Here is a 17,860-nt window from a genome sequence, read left to right as displayed (position 1 = left end):
TGGCGTGCCGGGGGGCTGCCTTTTCGTGCACCTGTCCGTAAGTGGCAGGCAGCAGCCGGGAAGTTCAACGGCTCCGAAAAAATTGCTCTCAGGTTCGGACCCTGGGCCGGCAACCCCGGCGCTCCGGCAGAGCTTCTCCGGCAAGGCACTGCCAGGCACTGGGAAGGCTCCGGCTCCCCGGCCCGGTCAGGGTTTTGCACCCAGCGGCAACAGATCTGCACAAACTGGCGATGATCGAGTCCCCCCGGTTTTCCTGGGGCTGATAAATTCCAAGCAGGTCCGCCAGACACCGGCGGGCATGAAGAAATCACGATCCAGACCAAACTCGGCCAAACAGGGCCAGAGCGGGAAAGCCGCTAGCCATCCCGCAGCAGAGCAGAAGACCGCCCGCCTGCATCCGCCGCAGGCAGGCACAAGACGCATGGGTGGAAAAGAAAAGCGGCCGGACAGAGCCCAGCCGTTCTTGCAGCTTCCGCCTCACCGGAGTCCGGATCGCGTTTTCTCGATATCAGCCAGGACAGGCGTGTGCCCGTCCCGTGATGATCCACGAGAGGAACAAAAATGTACCAGGCCTTTGCCCTGACAGATGGCTTACCGCGGCCAAAGTGCCGCTGCACACCTGTCTTGCAGAAAAATTTCCACCCTGACGTGAACCTTTTGCGGTTTGCGGAAGAACCAACGTACCGAACACAGTCAAGCGGCCTCGAAGAATGAGCTTACTCAGATCCATTCGGACCACGTTTACAGGCAGACAAGCTCCGGCAGACGAGTCCTTGCTGGCGGCCATCGCTGAAGGCGAGCTGCCGGCATTTGAAGAGCTGCACCGCCGTTATTTGCCGAAACTGATGCATTTCGCGCGGCGCATCACGGAAAGTTATGAGGCGGCTGAAGAGGTCGCCAATGACACGCTGATGGTCGTCTGGCGGTCCGCCGGGCGCTTTGAAGGACGGTCCAAGCCATCTTCCTGGATTTTCGGCATTGCCTACCGGCTGGCGATGAAGAAGCGCCAGAGCATGGGACGTTACAAGGATGACGTCGTGCTGGAAGATGATCTTCTGGACGACAACAGCGACACGGCGGAAGCGGTGATCCGGCAAAAGGACATTGCCAGCGCCCTGCAGCAACTTACGCCCGAACTCAGGGCAGTTGTTGAACTGACCTACTTCAACGGTTATCTCTATACGGAGATAGCAGAGATCCTTGGTTGCCCTGTCGGCACCGTGAAAACCCGCATGATGACGGCACGGCGTAGGCTGAGGCACATAATGAGCGACGATGAGCGCGCCGTCTCGGAGAACGCAGTTGCTTGATTCTTCCCCACCGATTTCTGCCGAACCGCACGACGCTGTCTGGGAACTCATTCCCTGGTTTGTCAACGGCACCCTGCCCGCATCGGAACAGGCGAAGGTGAAACAGCATATCCAGAGCTGCCCGCAATGCGCAGCAGAAGTCGCGCGGCAGTTCAAGCTTGCAAAGCGGGTCGCGACCGAAGACCCTTTTGATGTTCCCCTGTCGCGGAGCTGGAGCCATCTGCGTGACCAGATCGAGGCGGAAGCACGGGCCGGGGGAAAGCAAGTTGCCTCTGCCGCAGGCGGAGGGATTGGCGCAGCAGGCCGCTCCACGGCGCGCCGCCGCTCGGGTTCGCAGCGCGGGAGAAGCACATTCGGCAGCTACCGGGGCTTTGGCGGAGCCGCTCTTGTGGCAGGTGCGGGCATTGCCGCGTGCCTGGTCGCCGCGATTGTCATTCTGCCGGACTATTACGGGCCGCAAAACCGTGAAGGCTATCAAACCCTGACCAACGGGGCTTCACCGGACAGCAACAACATCAAGTTCCAGACCAAGTCGGCCCTTTCACAGGAAGCCCTATCGGCGCTTCTGGACCGCCACGGCATGAAGCTTGAAAGCGGGCCTTCGGAATCCGGCGTCTACACCGCCAGCTTCAACCGCACGGGAGCGCAATCCGGTGACCGGAAAACGGCCGCCGAAGAACTGATGTCTGATCCTGAAATCCTCTTTGCCTCACCGGAGTGACCGCCATGACCCTCGGCAGGACCCGGGCCGGGCTGCTTCTTGTGCTGATGCTCGCTTGCAGCCTGGTACTATCCTGCCTTGGCCAACCGGCGCTGGCCCAGAGCTCTGGTCAGAGTTCTGGTCAGACTTCCGAAGCTAGGCCTGCTGTCCCAACTGCAAAGCCTCTTGCCGACGGAACGTCAGACACAGCGCCCGGCAGAACGGCTGCAGCTCCGGCTCCCGCCGCGAGTGTGCCCCAGTTCCGGCTCGTTCCCGCAGATACGCTGTCCCCGAATGTGCATCTGCTGCTGACGGTGCCGCTTGCCGATCCCGCGTCGCTGCCCCAGGTTGCCGCCGGCATCGAAAGCCGGTTCGGTGTGACCCTTGCCGCCGAATGGCCGCTGCAGTCGATCTCGGTTCACTGCTTTATCATGAGCGTTGCGGCCAATGCGGATCTCGACGGGCTGATTGCGCGCATGCAAGCCGATCCGGCCATCCGCACGGTCCAGAAAATCCAGACCTACAATGTGCTGGAGCACAGCTATTCCGATCCGCTGCTTCCGGCCCAAAGTGCCCTTTCGCGAATCAATGCCCTCAGGGCCCATGCCCTGTCGAAAGGCCGCGGCGTATCTGTCGGCGTCGTGGATTCCGGCATAGATGCCACCCATCCGGACCTCAAGGACCGGATCGTCAGCCAGCATGATTTCGTCGCGGGCAACACGGGGGTGATTGAAAAATCAGAGAGCGGCGAAGCTCACGGAACCGCCATTGCCGGGATCATTGCCGCGGACGCCGACAATGCCCTTGGAATCGTCGGTGTGGCGCCCGAAGCCGGGATCATCGAGCTTCGGGCCTGCTGGCAAGGGTCAGCCGCCACAGGCCAGTGCAACAGTTTCTCGCTTGCCCGCGCGCTCAACTTCGCCATTATCAACAAGATCAAGGTGATCAACATGAGCCTTGGCGGGCCCTTCGACGCCTTGCTGGAAGAGCTGGTGCGGGCAGCCATCAGCCATGGCCTTCTGGTGGTCGCCGCCCGCGGCGAAGGAACCGATGTGGCTTTTCCTGCCTCCGTTCCCGGTGTGCTGTCCGCAGGAGCTTCCGGCCACGAACCCGCGATCCCTGCTCCGGCGGTAGACATTTTGAGCACCGCGCCGGGCAATGCTTTCCGCTACGTGGCGGGATCGTCCGCGTCAGCCGCCCTGGTCAGCGGCGTTGCCGCCCTGCTCCTGTCCGCGCGCCCGTCTATTTCCTCCACCGATCTGGCCACCATCCTGCGCACCTCCCTGACCGACCATGACGGCTCACCCCTGCTTGATGCCTGTAAGGCGCTTCAAACGGCCCTCTCCGAGGAGATGAGCTGCACGCAGTAGGGTAGAAGAGGGAGAAGATTCCACTTCGCGCCATGACGGCGGATGTCCGAGGCAGAGCGCGCTACAGCACGTTTCCACCTCTCGTCCGGGACGCAAACGACCCGCTAATTACCCTCCCCGATATTTTTTCCTCTCCCCATGAACCTCTCCGGCTCCTGAAGGCACCTAAGGCGTGATGGAGCTTTTTGGCGGGCCTTACGGTCCCTTGGCTCCCCTGAACGCCAATGGAGCCGAGAGACCGGATATGTTCGCGCGCCTTTTGTATCTGACCTTCGCTCTTGCCCTTCCCATGATCCTTGGTCTGGCCTCTCTGCCGGTCGCCGCCCAAAGCAATGGCCAGGGAGGCCGTGTGGTGGCCCTGGTCGTCACTGTTGGTGACGACGGCAAGCGGGCGGACGCCATTCAGTCCGAGTTGCAAGCTATCGGCGTTGAAACCCTGCGCAGCACGGATCCGAACAACGCGGAGCTGCGGTCCATACTGACCCGCTTTGCCCGGGAAGCGGCCAATTCGCGCGCCACCTTCGTTTATCTCGACGCGCCGGTGGTCACCTTCCAGGGCCGCGCCTTCGTTCTGCCTGCAGGGACGGTTCTGGACCGGGGGACCGATCTCTTCACCAGAGCTCTTCCGCTCCAGGCCTTCTCACGTTCTGCGGCGCAAGCCGCACAGGGCGGCGCAACAGTAGCAACCCTGACCACGACCGGTGTGACCCTGCCGAAAGGCGTGATCCCGGCGACAGAATCACCCGCTCAGGACCCCGCATCCTCGCCTGTGCTCACAGCGCCGGTCACCGCCTTTCCCGGCGTGCTGGAGGCTCTCTCCAGCGCGGTGAAAAAGAATGAGGAAGTGGAAATCAGCACGGTCCTGCGCCGGATGAGCGTGCAGGATGGCGCGTCCATCTCCGGCTTTCCCTCACGGCCAATCTTTCTGAAGGAACCGGCGAAGGCGGCAGCACCTGAGGCGGCGTCCCAGCCGGCCCCCGTTGCAGCTCCGGTCGCGTTGCCTCCCGCGGAAGAACCGGCAGCTGCGGCACAAGAGGCCGCAGAGGCGGACGTTCCGGCTTCTGCTCCGGCGGAAACCCTGGAGGAGCTGAGCCTTCTGGAACAGTCCCTGTCGCGGGCGGCCAAGCGGGCCGTTCAGACCCGGCTCAGGGACCTCGATTTCTACAAGGGGCTGGTTGACGGCATTTTCGGCCCGCAGACCCGCGCCGCGATCAAGGCCTTTCAGGACAGCCGCACTGAAGAGCAGACCGGCATCCTGACCCGCCGCCAGCTGATTGACCTGAGCGCCTGAGAGGACCGGCAGCCGCCGCCACCAGGCCAGACCTGACCGAATTGACCGCGCAGATGCGCAAAATCGAGGATCCGGACCCATGGGCCTGCGCTTCAAATACAACATCGCCCTGTTGCTGACCTGCCTTGTCGGCATCGCCGCAACCTCAGGCATTTCCTATGTCATTGTCCAGAAGTCAGCCGTCCGGGAGATCCATCACTCCATCGACCTGATCCGGGCCAATGCCATCGCCGTGCGGTCCTATACAGTCAGCAACATCACCCCGGCCCTGTCCGATGACAGCGACATTCTCTTCTTCCCCGAAACCGTCGCCGCCTTCTCGGCAACCACTGTGTTTCAGGGCTTCAAGAAGATGTTCCCGGAGTTCAGCTACAAGGAAGCGGCCCTCAATCCGACCAATCCGGACAATCTGGCCAACGAGTTGGAAACCGCGCTGATCGAAAAGCTGCGCGCGGACCCGAAGCTCGATCAGATCTCGACCGTGGTCGAGAATGACGGCAACCGCTATCTGACCGTTGCCTTTCCGCTGACCATCAAGCAGGAAGGCTGCCTGATCTGCCATTCAACCCCTGAGGCAGCGCCCCCTGCGATGGTGGACCTTTATGGCCCGGACCACGGTTTCGGCTGGCAGCTTGGTGAGACCATCGGTGCCCAGATCATTTCCGCCCCGATGGCCATCGCCGACAGGCGCGCCGAGGAAACCGGCCTGATCCTGATCGCCGGTTTCACCCTTCTGTTCTTTCTCATCTTCATTGTCAGCAACGTGCTTCTGGGCCGCATCGTGCTGCGTCCGGTGCGCCGCATGTCAGATGTCGCGGAAAAGGTCAGCATGGGCGACTTCTCCGTGCCCGAGTACCGCAAGCCCGGCAAGGACGAGATCAGCTCCCTGTCCAATTCCTTCAACCGCCTGCGCCGCAGCCTTGAGCGGGCCATGAGCATGATCGATGTCTGATCCAACAGTCATAGGACCCTCAGGCATCCGGAGGTCCATCGGTAAATACCGGATCGAGGGCATTTTGGGCGAAGGCGCCATGGGCATGGTCTATGCCGGACTGGACCCGGATATCGAGCGCCCGGTCGCGATCAAGACCATCCACCAGCACCTGATCAATGCCGCTGGCAGTCAGGACTGGCTCGACCGCTTTGCCCGGGAGGCCCGCGCCGCGGGCCGGGTGCTGCATCCCAATCTGGTGACGATCTTCGATTTTCTGCAGGAAGATGGCGTGCCCTTCATCGTCATGGAGCGGGTGCGGTCGATCACTCTGGAAGACCGGAAGCTTGGCCCCGGCGGCATGGCGCTGGAGGAAATTCACGCGATCATGTCGCAGATCCTCGCAGGGCTTGCCTGCATTCACGGCGTCGGCATCGTCCACCGGGACATGAAACCCGCCAATGTCATGCTGGCGGAAGACGGCACCGTGAAGCTGACGGATTTCGGCATTGCACGACTCACCTCCATGGAGGCGACCGGCGCGGGCATGATCGGTACACCCGCCTATATGGCACCCGAGCAGCTGATGGGCGGCGACGTCGACGCCAGGGCGGATATCTATGCCTGCGGCGTGCTCCTCTATGAGCTTCTCACCGGCCGCAAACCCTACAAGGGCGGCGGCATCGAAGCCCTGTTCGAGGCGCTGCGCCAGGGTCAGATCACCCCTCCGAGCGAACTGGTCGCCGCCATCGCGCCAGCCATGGACCAGATTGTGCTCAAGGCCATGAGTGTCGAACCGGCCGGGCGGTTCGAAAGCGCCGCCGAGATGAGAGCGGCTCTGGCTGAGGTTCTGCCCGACGCGGACCGGACCGGCATCATCAACATGGCGCCCCCGCCCCGCCCTGTGCAGCGCGTGGAGCAGGTCTCGTCCTCCATGCTGCAGCGCATGAGTTCGCAGACCCTTCTGGAAGTGGAGCGGCAACTGACCTCCAGCCTCGGTCCCATGGGCAGGATCATCGTCCGCCGGGCCGCGGAACGCGCCAGCAGTCCAGAAGAGATGATCGAGACGGTGCTCGGGGAATTCTCCGATGCCCGGGAGCGCGAAGAGCTGCGCACCGTGATGGGAAAGGTGCTGGCCGGCACCACCATGGTCGGCACCTCCTCTTCAACAGGGGCTATTGCGGAAGAAACCGTGCAGCAGATTGCCGGGCTGCTGAAACCCCATCTTGGCCCGATTGCTCAGGTGCTGACCGCAAAGGCCGCCCGCCAGGCGGCAAGCGCTGAACTCCTTGCGGAAGCCGTCGCCACGCACATTCAGGACAAGAACGAACAGGCACAATTCCTGAGCGCAGTCAGACACGCGCTCGGCGGAGCGGGCTGACCGCCCCCCATCAGATATTTGAGAGGAAGCATCATGCTCAATCTGGACGATCTCCTGCACAGTTTCGGCGATGACGCCCCAAGCGGTGAGGACCTCACCTATGAAGCGGCCTTCACGATGCTGGAACTGGCCAACCAGCCCGGCGAAGAACGTGTTGTCGGCGACAGTGTGATCAAGGCCGAGGATCCGGATTATCAGGAGGTCATCCGGCAGGCCCGCGAGCTTCTGTCCGCTACCAAGGACCTTCGCATCGCCGTCATGCTGGCCAATGCTGCTTTGCGATGCGAAGGGCTGCAGGGCCTCAGCGAGGTTCTGGCCTATATCCGCGGCTGCCTGGAGGACTATTGGGACAGCGTTCACCCGCAGCTGGATGAGGACGACGACAACGATCCGACCATGCGCGTCAACGCGATCCTGGGCCTCACCGACCGGGAAACGGTTCTGACCTCCCTGCGCCTGGCGCCCCTGACCGACAGCCGGGCCTTTGGCCGGTTTTCCCTGCGCGATCTGCTGATTGCCGAGGGCGAGGCTCCTGTTCCGGCGGGCATGGACACCCCGCCGACCTCCCAGACCATTTCCGCCGCCTTCCAGGACACGGACCCTTCAGCGCTTTCAGACCTTGCCGCTGCGGCTTCCAGCTGTATCGGCCATGCGAAAGCCATCGCGGCGGTGTTCGACGAGCAGGCCGGGGCCTTCAGTCCGGATCTCTCCCCTTTGCAGAAGATGCTGTTCGAGATCGGCAAGCGCCTCTCCGACTATGCGGAGGCAGAGGCGACCGGGCAAGAAACCGCCGGAGACCTGCAATCGGACGCAGTTCCGCCTGCCGTTGGTGAAGGGCAAACCTTCGCTCCGACTCAGGTCAAAGCCGTTCCCGTTGGGGCCATCAATTCCCCGGAAGACGTGAAAAAGGCCATCGACCGGATCCTCGACTATTACGCCCGCTCCGAGCCCTCCAGCCCCCTGCCGATCCTGCTGCAACGGGCGCGCCGCCTGATCAACGCAGACTTCCTCACCATCATGCGGGACATGGCGCCGCTCGGGGTCGAGAACGTCGCCCTGATCGGTGGAATTGACGAAAGCGAAAATGATTGAGCCTGCCGTGAACCTTTGACGCAAGCAGCGGCACACACGTTCAGACAAACACGGGAACCATGACCATGGCCAGCAGTCAGAAATTCATTGCCCGGAACCGGGCACCGCGCGTTCAGATTGAATATGACGTGGAGCTCTACGGCGCTGAAAAGTCCGTCCAGCTTCCCTTTGTGATGGGCGTTCTGTCGGATCTTTCCGGCAAGCCGGAAGATCCGCTGCCGGCGGTCGCGGACCGCAAGTTCCTGGAAATCGACGTCGACAATTTCGACGAGCGGATGAAGTCGATGAAGCCGCGCGCGGCCTTTACCGTGGCGAACACGCTCACAGGCGAAGGCAACCTGGCGGTCGACATCACCTTCGAAAGCCTGGACGATTTTTCTCCGGCGGCCATCGCCAAGAAGGTCGAGCCCTTGAGAAAACTGCTCGAAGCGCGAACCCAGCTCGCAAATCTGACCACCTACATGGACGGAAAGACCGGCGCGGAAAACCTGATGGCGCAGATCATCCAGGACCCGGCTCTCCTGAAGGCTCTTGCGGCCTCTCCCGCCCCGTCCTCCGAAACCTCCGGCACTGAGGAATAAGCCATGGACCAGACCTCCAAGACTTCGGCCGGTGCGGCCACGCAGACGGAAACAGCTTTCGGCTCAAGCGAATTCGCGTCCCTGCTCCAGAAAGAATTCCGGCCCAAGTCCGACCAGGCCAGAACCGCCGTGGAAGAAGCGGTGCGCACCCTGGCGGAACAGGTTCTGCAGAACCAGGCGCTTGTTTCGGATGACGCGCTCCGTTCGATCGAAAGCATCATCGCCGAGATCGACAAGAAGCTGACGGAACAGATCAACCTGATCCTGCATCACGAGGATCTGCAGAAGCTGGAAAGCGCCTGGCGCGGCCTGCATTTCCTGGTCAACAACACCGAAACCGACGAGATGCTGAAGATCCGGGTCCTGAACATTTCCAAGAAGGATCTGTCCAAGACCATGCGCAAGTTCAAGGGCACCGCCTGGGACCAGTCCCCGGTCTTCAAGAAGCTCTATGAAGAGGAATACGGCCAGTTCGGTGGCGAGCCCTATGGCTGCCTCGTCGGCGACTATCATTTCGACCACAGCCCGCGCGATGTGGAGCTTCTGGGCGAAATGTCGAAAGTGGCGGCTGCCGCCCATGCGCCGTTCCTCACCGGTGCGGATCCGGCGCTGTTCCAGATGGACAGCTGGGCGGAACTGGCCAACCCGCGTGACCTGACCAAGATCTTCCAGACCCCGGAATATGCGGCCTGGCGCTCGCTGCGCGAAAGCGAGGACAGCCGTTATCTCGGTCTGGCCATGCCCCGCTTCCTTGGCCGCCATCCCTATGGCGAAAAGACCGATCCGGTTGAGGAATTCGCCTTCGAGGAAGACACGGAAGGTGCGTCCTCGGAGAAATACTGCTGGGTCAACGCTGCCTATGGCATGGCCCGCAACATCACCCGGTCGTTCAAGGAATACGGCTGGTGCACCCGCATCCGCGGCGTCGAGTCCGGCGGGGTGGTCGACGAGCTGCCGACCCACACCTTCCCGACGGACGATGGCGGCGTGGACATGAAGTGCCCGACGGAAATCGCGATTTCCGACCGGCGCGAGGCGGAATTGGCCAAGAACGGCATGATGCCGCTGATCCATCGCAAGAACAGCAACATGGCCGCTTTCATCGGCGCCCAGTCCCTGCAGAAACCGGCGGAATATGACGATCCGGATGCGACAGCCAACGCCAATCTGGCGGCCCGGCTGCCCTATCTCTTCGCCACCTGCCGCTTCGCCCATTACCTGAAATGCATCGTCCGGGACAAGATCGGCTCCTTCCGCGAGCGCGACGACATGCAGGAATGGCTGCAGAACTGGATCAACAAATACGTCGATTACAACGCCGATACCTCACCCGAGGATGTCAAGGCCCGCCATCCGCTGGCAGCCGCAGAGGTCGTGGTCGAAGAGGTCGAGGGGAACCCTGGCTACTACACGTCCAAGTTCTTCCTGCGGCCTCATTACCAGCTCGAAGGGCTCTCTGTATCCCTCCGCCTGGTCTCCAAACTGCCATCACAGAAGGGCGAGTAAGTCCTGAAAGCCGGAGAAAAGCGCCGGAGGCCCCCCCCCGGTGTTTCCCAGGACAAAAGACATCTGATTTTTGAAAGGAACTCATCATGGCATTTGACGCATTTCTCTACTTCCCCGGACAGAACCTCGTCGTCGGAGAAACAACCGACAGCGAAATGTCCAAGAACAATGCCTTTGAACTGCGCCATTTCGATTTCGGCGCAGAGACCAATGTGAACATCGGATCGGACACCAGCGGCGCAGGCGCTGCCGGCAAGACCACCTTCAAGGATTTCACGATCAAGAAGCGCACGGACACGGCTTCCTGCGGCCTGTTCCACACCCTGTGCACGGGCAATCACTTCAAGGAAGCGATCATCGAACTGCGCCGCTCCGGCGGGGCAAGCGACAAGTCCGGCAAGACCTTCATGAAGTTCCACTTCAAGATGGTCATGGTGAAAGACATGAGCTGGAGCGGCGATGAAGGCGATGACATTCTGGAAGAAGACATCATCTTCGAATACGGCGCGATCAAGGTCGAGTATCACAAGCAGTCCCCGGACGGAAAGCTGACCAAGGCTTCCGGCGGCCAGGGCGAAGCCAAGTGGAGCCGCGTGCTCAACTCCGCGTCCTACGAAGTGAACCGCTAAGCCGTGCACCACGTCCGGGCCGCTGCCTCCTTGCGGCCCGGCACCCTTTTTCCTCATCAGACTGACCGGGGCATGGCCATGGAAGCCGAGCATCTTCTGAAACAGGGCGACCTTGAAGGCGCGCTGGCCGCGCTTCAAAATGCCATCCGGAAAGCGCCGGAAGACCCGCGCCTGCGGATCTTCCTGTTCCAATTGCTCGCGATTGAGGGCAGCTGGCAGCGGGCCGTGGCCCAGCTCAAGACTTCTGCGACCCTCGACCCTGCCGTCGAATCCATGGCCCAGACCTACAGGGCCGCGATCCTGTGCGAAGGGGTGCGTGAGAAGGTCTTTGCCGGACAAACCGCTCCAATTGTTCTGGGTGAGCCGGAAGCCTGGACCGCCGGCCTGATCGAGGCGCTGGCCTTGCAGGCACGGGGCGAGTTCCAGGCCGCCGAAGATCTGCGTGCGCAAGCCTTCGAGGCAGCCCCCGCCATCCCCGGCGTTCTGGACGGGGTTCCCTTTTCGTGGATCGCGGACGCGGACCCGCGCCTTGGACCTGTTCTGGAGGTGATCCTCAACGGCCGCTATGTCTGGGTGCCGTTTTCAAGACTGTCCCGGCTGACGATGGAGGCCCCGGCGGACCTGCGTGACAGCGTATGGATGCCTGCAAGCCTGACATTGTCCAACGGCGGCAGCTCCGTCGCCCTGATCCCCGCCCGCTATCCCGGCACCCACAAGCAGCCCGACGCCAGGCTCCGCCTTGCCCATTCTACCTCCTTCGTGATGGAGGACGGACTGGCCGTGGCCGGGCTTGGCCAGAGGCTTCTGGCAACGGAGACCCAGGAATGCGGTCTAATGAACATCCGGAGCCTTGTAATGGACAGGGAGCCCGGAGCTGAAGACCTTAACGCGCCTGACGCGGTCTCCACCGATGGTTGACCGGCTTCTCTCCGAACGGCTGCAGCCCTCGCTTCTGGACCGGCTGACCGACGATGCGCCGGAAGAAACGCGTGAGGCGGGATCCAGCCGCTTCATCGATCTGGCGCGCCTGCGCCAAATCATCCAGCGGGACCTGTCCTGGCTGCTCAACACCTCGAACATCGAGGCTGTCCATGACCTGGAGCTGAGGCCGCAGACGGCGTGCTCGGTGCTCAACTACGGCATTCCAGATCTCTCCGGCACCGTGCGCACCAGCCGGCGGGCGGTCGAGATCTGTCAGGCGATCCGCCGCGCCATCGAAACCTTCGAGCCGCGCATCCTGCCCCAGACCCTCGATGTAGCGATCCGCCGGGATGAAAAGTCCTCGGGCGCGGTCCTGTCTTTCGACATCCGCGGCGAAATGTGGGCCGAACCGGTTCCCGTCGACATCTACCTGCGCACCGCGCTCGACGTCACCACCGGCGAAATCGTTCTCAAACGGCAGGGCTAGCTTCATGGATACACGGTTGCTCAGGCGCTATGAGGAGGAGCTGGTTTTCATCCGCGAGATGGGAGCCGAATTCGCCGAAAGCTATCCCAAGATCGCCTCGCGCCTTGGCATGTCCCAGCTTGAGGTGCATGACCCCTATGTGGAGCGGCTTCTGGAAGGCTTTGCCTTCATGGCCGCGCGCGTCCAGCTGGAACTGGATCTGCAATATCCCGTCTTCACCCAGAACCTGCTCGAAATCGTCTACCCTCATTTCCTCGCCCCCACCCCGTCCATGACCATCGTCCGTCTGGTGCCGGACATGAGCCAGGGCGGCATGGAGGACGGCTACACCCTGCCCCGCGGCACCTCCCTGCGCGGACGGCTGCTGGAGGGCGGTCAGACCGCCTGCCAGTTCAACACTTCCCAGGATGCGACCTTGTGGCCGGTCGAGCTGGTGGAGGCTGAATATATTGAGGGCCGTGGCGAGCTTGTGGCTGCTGGTCTTGCGCGCAACAACAGCGCCAAGGCAGCGCTCAGGCTGCGCATCCGCCGCAAGGGCGGCGAGGATCTGAACGAGCTGCCGCTCGACCGGCTGACGCTGTATTTGTCAGGCACGGGCGCGGAACCCTGGCGGCTCTATGAGGCCATCCTCGGAAAAAGCGTTGGCCTCGCGGGACGGTCCACCGACCGGCGCGAAGACTGGAGCCTTCCACTCGGCAAGGACATCCGGCCGCGCGGTTTTGATCCGGAAGAGGCTCTGCTGCCGGTGCCCGGCCAGTCCTTCGAGGGCTACCGGCTGCTGCAGGAATATTTCGCGATGCCGCAGCGCTTCTTCTTCATTGACCTTTGCGGCCTGTCTCCTGCAGTGCGCAAGGCCAAGGGCGGGGATCTGGACCTCTATATTCTGCTGTCCGAGGACTATCCGGCGCTGAAATCCGTCGGTCCCGGCAGTTTCGAGCTGAACGCCGTGCCTGCGGTCAATCTCTTTTCCAAACGCTGCGACCGGGTCGCCGTGGCTGGAACCGAGGTGGATCATCACCTCACCGCCGATCGCATGGCGCCGCTGGACTACGAAATCTACCAGCTGGAGGAAGTCACCGGCATCGGCAGCGAAGGCACGGATGATGTGCCCTTCCGGCCCTTCTACAGCGCGCAGGATTTTACCCCCTTCGGCGAGACCCATTCGGCTTATTACAACGTGCGCCGGCGGCTGCGGCAGCGTTCGGAAAAACAGCGCCTGAAGGGCGGCCGGACCTCCTATCTCGGCACCGAATTCTATCTTTCGCTCAGCGACCGCAATCAGGCGCCCTATTCCGGTAACGTCAAGCAGCTGGCGGTCAAGGCGCTGTGCACCAACCGGGATCTGCCGCTTCTGACCCCCATCGGCGGACCGGACACGGATTTCGTTCTGCCAGAAGGCGGGCCGGTGTCGGAAGTGCGGGCCATTGTGCCACCGACCCGCCCGCGCCACAGTCTGGCCGAAGGCGGACGGGCCTGGCAGATGATCAGCCATCTCAGCCTGAACTACCTCTCCATCGCAGACGGTGACCGGGGATCAGGCGGCGCGGCCCTGCGCGAGCTCATCGGGCTCTACACCCCACTTGGCGAGGTGGCGATTGCCAAGCAGGTGGAAGGACTGACCTCCGTCAGTTCCCGTCCGATTGTCCGCCGCATGGCCGAAGGGGTTTTGTCGACCGCCGTGCGGGGTCTCGAAATCCGGGTCGGCTTCGACGAGAGCTTCTTCGAGGGCACCGGCTGCTATCTGCTCGGCGCGGTTCTGGAATCCTTCTTCGCCAAATACGTGACGCTGAACAGCTTCACCGAGACCGTCATTCATTCACACAAACGGGGGGACATCGCGAGATGGCCGGCCAAGAGCGGGAAGCGGATGCTGATCTGAGCCGCCTCAAGGCTCTGGAACAGCACCCGGAAAAGCATCACATCTTTCAGGCGATGCGGCTGATTGAGGCCGCCCACGCCGGACAGCCGAGACTGGGCCGCTCGCGCCGTCCGGCGGAAGATGCCGTGCGCCTCGGGCAGGCCGTGGAACTTGCCTTCCCGACCTCCACCATTTCCGCCTTTGAAACCGATCCGGAAACAGGCAGACACCGGCTGACCCAGCATGCCTTTGGCCTCTTCGGTCCCCATGGCGCCCTGCCGCTGCATCTGACCGACTATGCCCGCGACCGGGTGCGCAACCACCGGGATACGGCGTTTTCCGCCTTCGCGGATCTCTTCCACCACCGGATGATCTCGCTGTTCTACCGTGCTTGGACCACGGGGGAGCCCGCGCCCTCCTTCGACCGTGCCGATGATGATCCCTTCGGTGAAAAGCTGGACGCCATCGCCGGGATCGCCGGGGAGAGCTTTCAGGACCGGGACGCCATGCCGGATCTGGCGAAGCGCCACTTTGCCGGCCTTCTGGCCAGCACCCCGCGCAGCGAAGCGGGGCTCAAGTCGATCCTGCAGAAGTTCTTCCGGGCAGAGATTTCGATCGAAAGCTTTGCGGGCAGCTGGCTGCATCTGGAGCCCCACGACCGGGGGCAGCTGGGCCAGGCCACGCTCGGTGGCCAGGCGAGCCTTGGCGAGAAAGTCTGGTCGCGGGAGGCAAAGTTCCGCATCCGCATCGGCCCGCTGTCGCTGGAGGATTACCGCCGCCTGCTGCCCGGTGGCCAGAGCCTGAAGCGGCTGGCGGCGATCCTGCGCAATTTCACCGGCGACACGCTGGAATGGGAAGCGAACCTGGTGCTGCGGCAGGACGAGGTGCCGCCGACCGTGCTGGGCCAGTCCGGCGATCTGGGACTGACAAGCTGGATCGGCCAGCGCCCGGCAACCGATGCGGACGACCTTTACCTGACAGCACCTCAGCGCCCTGCGATTTGGCCTTGACCGGATAGGAAAATAATCATGACCGAAATCAGCCGTGTTGCCCTGTTCGGCAAACTCAACCGGTTGGGATTCCAGACCGTGGAAAGCGCTACCGTCTTCTGCAAGATGCGCGGCAATCCTTACGTCGAGCTGGCCCACTGGATCCATCAGATCCTGCAAGGGCAGGACAGCGACCTGCACCGGCTGATCCGTCACTATGAGCTGGATCCCGCCCGCCTTGCCAGCCAGCTGGTCGCCTATCTGGACGGCCTGCCGCGGGGCGCCAGCTCGATCTCCGATCTCTCCTCCCATCTGGAAGAGGCCGTGGAGCGCGGTTGGGTCTATGGCTCCCTGATGCTGGGCGCAAACCAGGTGCGCACGGGCCATCTGATCCTCGGCATCGTCAAGACCAGCAGCCTGCGCAACCAGCTGGAGGCCATGTCGGCGGAATTCAAGAAGATCAAGGCCGAGGATCTCTCCACCCGCTTCAACGAGATCCTGAAAGGTTCGCCGGAAGAAGGTCTGGCGCCGCAGGACGGCTCAGTCTCTGCCGGGACCGGCGCGCCTGCCTCCGCGTCGTCCCTGCCGCAGCTCGGCGGCAGCGCGGCGCTGGAGCAATATTGCACGGACCTGACAGAAAAGGCCCGGGTGGGCGAGATCGACCCGGTCATGGGCCGGGACGAGGAAATCCGCCAGGTGGTGGATGTGCTCATGCGCCGCCGCCAGAACAACCCGATCCTGACCGGCGAGGCCGGTGTCGGCAAGACCGCTGTGGTCGAGGGCTTTGCCCTGCGCATTGCCCGGGGTGACGTGCCCCCTGCCCTGCGCGATGCCCGGCTGCTGACGCTGGATGTGGGCCTTCTGCAGGCGGGCGCTTCCATGAAGGGCGAATTTGAAAACCGCCTGAAATCTGTGATCGAGGAAGTTCAGGCGAGCCCGGTGCCGATCATCCTCTTCGTCGACGAGACTCACACGCTGGTGGGCGCTGGCGGCGCGGCGGGAACGGGCGATGCGGCCAATCTGCTGAAGCCTGCCCTTGCCCGCGGCACCCTGCGCACCATCGGCGCGACCACCTGGAGCGAATATAAGAAGCATATCGAGAAGGACCCTGCCCTCACCCGCCGCTTTCAGGTGGTGCAGGTGGCCGAGCCGGATGAGGCCAAGGCCGTGCTGATGATGCGCGGCATTGCTTCCATGCTGGAGCGTCACCACCAGGTGCAGATCCTCGACGAGGCGCTGGAAGCCTCGGTGAAACTCTCTGCCCGCTACATTCCCGCGCGCCAGCTGCCGGACAAGTCGGTCAGCGTTCTGGACACGGCCAGCGCCCGCGTCGCCATCAGCCTTCATGCCATGCCCGCCTCGCTGGATGATTGCCAGCGCCGACTGGAGGCCTTTGAGACCGAACTGGAGATCATCGCCCGGGACGAGAACGCGGGCAGTGACGTGACCGCGCGGCGCGCCACGGCCCTTGCGGAGCTTGAGGCCGAGAGCCTGCGCCACGGCGAGCTGACCGCCCGCTGGGAAGCGGAAAAGGCCCTGGTCAGCGAGATCCTGACCTTGCGCGCCAAGCTCAGGGAAGGCGGCCAGCCGGTGGAGGCAGAATCTGATAAGCCCCCAATTGCCCCCTCACCCCAGCCCTCTCCCCAAGGGGAGAGGGAGTCCGGTCCGGACACAGTCACTGCCGCACCGGTAGACCGGGACACCCTGATGGCAGAGCTTCGCGCCAAACAGGCAGACCTCGTCGCGCTGCAGGGCGAAGATCCGCTGATCCTGCCGATTGTCGATGCCCAGGCCGTGGCGTCCGTCGTCGCCGACTGGACCGGCATTCCCGTTGGCCGCATGGTCAAGAACGAGATCCGCACGGTGCTGAACCTTGCCGAGCATCTTGGCAAGCGGGTGATCGGCCAGGACCACGCGATGGAGATGATCGCCAAGCGGGTGAAAGCCTCCCGCGCCGGGCTGGACAATCCGTCAAAGCCCATCGGCGTCTTCCTGCTGGCCGGAACCTCCGGCGTCGGCAAGACGGAGACCGCGCTGGCGCTGGCCGAGACCCTTTATGGCGGCGAGCAGAATGTCATCACCATCAACATGTCCGAGTTCCAGGAAGCCCACACGGTCTCCAGCCTCAAGGGCGCGCCTCCGGGCTATGTCGGCTATGGCGAAGGTGGGGTCCTGACCGAAGCCGTGCGGCGCAAGCCCTATTCGGTGGTGCTGCTGGATGAGGTCGAAAAGGCCCATCCGGACGTGCATGAGATCTTCTTCCAGGTGTTCGACAAGGGCATGATGGAGGACGGCGAAGGCCGGATGATCGACTTCCGCAACACCCTGATCCTCCTGACCTCCAACGCGGGCTCCGACGTGATCATGGACCTGTGCTCCGATCCGGAGCTGATGCCAGAGCCGGAAGGCATGGCCAAGGCCCTGCGCGATCCGCTGCTCAAGGTCTTCCCGCCAGCGCTCCTGGGCCGCATGGTCGCCATTCCCTATTATCCGCTCTCGCCGGACATGATCGGCAAGATCACGCGCCTGCAGCTCGACCGGATCGCCAAACGGGTGAAGGACACCTATCAGGTGCCTTTCAGCTATTCCGAGGAGGTGGTCGACACCATCGTCTCCCGCTGCCAGGACCTGGAAAGCGGCGGCCGCATGATCGACGCCATCGTCACCAACACCATGCTGCCGGAAATCTCGACCGAGTTCCTGACCCGCATGCTGGACGGCAGCAAGATCGAAGCCATCACCATCAGCATCGAAAACGGTGACTTCGCCTACGGATTCAGTTGAGCGAGAAGGCCGCAATTTTTTTTGCTCCCC

General features: G+C 62.8%; 15 protein-coding genes. All 15 read left to right on the top strand.

The genetic code is table 11. From position 1 onward, the window contains the following. Positions 1 to 710 precede the first annotated feature (710 nt). Positions 711 to 1,310, top strand: coding sequence for an RNA polymerase sigma factor (locus IG616_RS07095; RefSeq protein ID WP_192147441.1), 600 nt, complete (start codon positions 711 to 713; stop codon positions 1,308 to 1,310). Next, positions 1,303 to 2,031 (top strand): anti-sigma factor family protein, encoded by a 729-nt coding sequence (locus tag IG616_RS07090; RefSeq protein WP_192147440.1) that lies wholly within the window; start codon positions 1,303 to 1,305, stop codon positions 2,029 to 2,031. Before IG616_RS07095 ends, IG616_RS07090 begins: the two co-directional genes overlap by 8 nt. A gap of 5 nt (positions 2,032 to 2,036) precedes the next feature. Then, positions 2,037 to 3,380, top strand: a complete 1,344-nt coding sequence (locus tag IG616_RS07085; protein ID WP_192147439.1) for a S8 family peptidase — start codon at positions 2,037 to 2,039, stop codon at positions 3,378 to 3,380. A gap of 244 nt (positions 3,381 to 3,624) precedes the next feature. Further along, positions 3,625 to 4,671, top strand: a complete 1,047-nt coding sequence (locus IG616_RS07080) for a peptidoglycan-binding domain-containing protein (protein ID WP_192147438.1) — start codon at positions 3,625 to 3,627, stop codon at positions 4,669 to 4,671. Positions 4,672 to 4,750: 79 nt separating this feature from the next. Further along, positions 4,751 to 5,623, top strand: a complete 873-nt coding sequence (locus IG616_RS07075; protein ID WP_192147437.1) for a Tll0287-like domain-containing protein — start codon at positions 4,751 to 4,753, stop codon at positions 5,621 to 5,623. Then, complete coding sequence (locus tag IG616_RS07070; protein ID WP_192147436.1) at positions 5,616 to 6,983, top strand: serine/threonine-protein kinase; 1,368 nt, start codon at positions 5,616 to 5,618, stop codon at positions 6,981 to 6,983. Before IG616_RS07075 ends, IG616_RS07070 begins: the two co-directional genes overlap by 8 nt. 33 nt (positions 6,984 to 7,016) lie before the next feature. Next, a complete protein-coding gene (gene tssA, locus IG616_RS07065; protein WP_192147435.1) occupies positions 7,017 to 8,075 on the top strand; it encodes a type VI secretion system protein TssA in 1,059 nt (352 codons plus the stop codon). Between the two features lie 59 nt (positions 8,076 to 8,134). Further along, positions 8,135 to 8,656, top strand: coding sequence for a type VI secretion system contractile sheath small subunit (gene tssB, locus IG616_RS07060; RefSeq protein WP_209007330.1), 522 nt, complete (start codon positions 8,135 to 8,137; stop codon positions 8,654 to 8,656). 3 nt (positions 8,657 to 8,659) lie between these two features. After that, the gene (gene tssC, locus IG616_RS07055; RefSeq protein WP_192147433.1) at positions 8,660 to 10,162 is read left to right on the top strand and encodes a type VI secretion system contractile sheath large subunit; all 1,503 of its coding nucleotides are present in this window, start codon (positions 8,660 to 8,662) and stop codon (positions 10,160 to 10,162) included. Between the two features lie 86 nt (positions 10,163 to 10,248). Then, the gene (locus tag IG616_RS07050) at positions 10,249 to 10,791 is read left to right on the top strand and encodes an Hcp family type VI secretion system effector (protein ID WP_192147432.1); all 543 of its coding nucleotides are present in this window, start codon (positions 10,249 to 10,251) and stop codon (positions 10,789 to 10,791) included. Positions 10,792 to 10,863: 72 nt separating this feature from the next. After that, the gene (locus IG616_RS07045) at positions 10,864 to 11,709 is read left to right on the top strand and encodes a type VI secretion system accessory protein TagJ (protein WP_209007329.1); all 846 of its coding nucleotides are present in this window, start codon (positions 10,864 to 10,866) and stop codon (positions 11,707 to 11,709) included. After that, complete coding sequence (gene tssE, locus IG616_RS07040) at positions 11,702 to 12,199, top strand: type VI secretion system baseplate subunit TssE (protein WP_192147431.1); 498 nt, start codon at positions 11,702 to 11,704, stop codon at positions 12,197 to 12,199. Before IG616_RS07045 ends, tssE begins: the two co-directional genes overlap by 8 nt. Before the next feature lie 4 nt (positions 12,200 to 12,203). Continuing rightward, a complete protein-coding gene (tssF, locus tag IG616_RS07035) occupies positions 12,204 to 14,078 on the top strand; it encodes a type VI secretion system baseplate subunit TssF (protein WP_192147430.1) in 1,875 nt (624 codons plus the stop codon). Beyond that, entirely contained in the window at positions 14,042 to 15,067 is a 1,026-nt protein-coding gene (tssG, locus tag IG616_RS07030; RefSeq protein ID WP_192147429.1) for a type VI secretion system baseplate subunit TssG, read from the top strand. The genes tssF and tssG overlap by 37 nt, the downstream gene beginning before the upstream one ends. An 18-nt stretch (positions 15,068 to 15,085) precedes the next feature. Beyond that, positions 15,086 to 17,830 (top strand): type VI secretion system ATPase TssH, encoded by a 2,745-nt coding sequence (gene tssH / locus IG616_RS07025; protein ID WP_192147428.1) that lies wholly within the window; start codon positions 15,086 to 15,088, stop codon positions 17,828 to 17,830. Positions 17,831 to 17,860: the final 30 nt, after the last annotated feature.

It is taken from the genome of Roseibium litorale (assembly GCF_014842915.1).
GTDB classification, from domain to species: domain Bacteria; phylum Pseudomonadota; class Alphaproteobacteria; order Rhizobiales; family Stappiaceae; genus Roseibium; species Roseibium litorale.
Note: the sequence above shows the minus strand (reverse complement) of the source record. Positions and strands in the feature narration are given on the sequence as shown.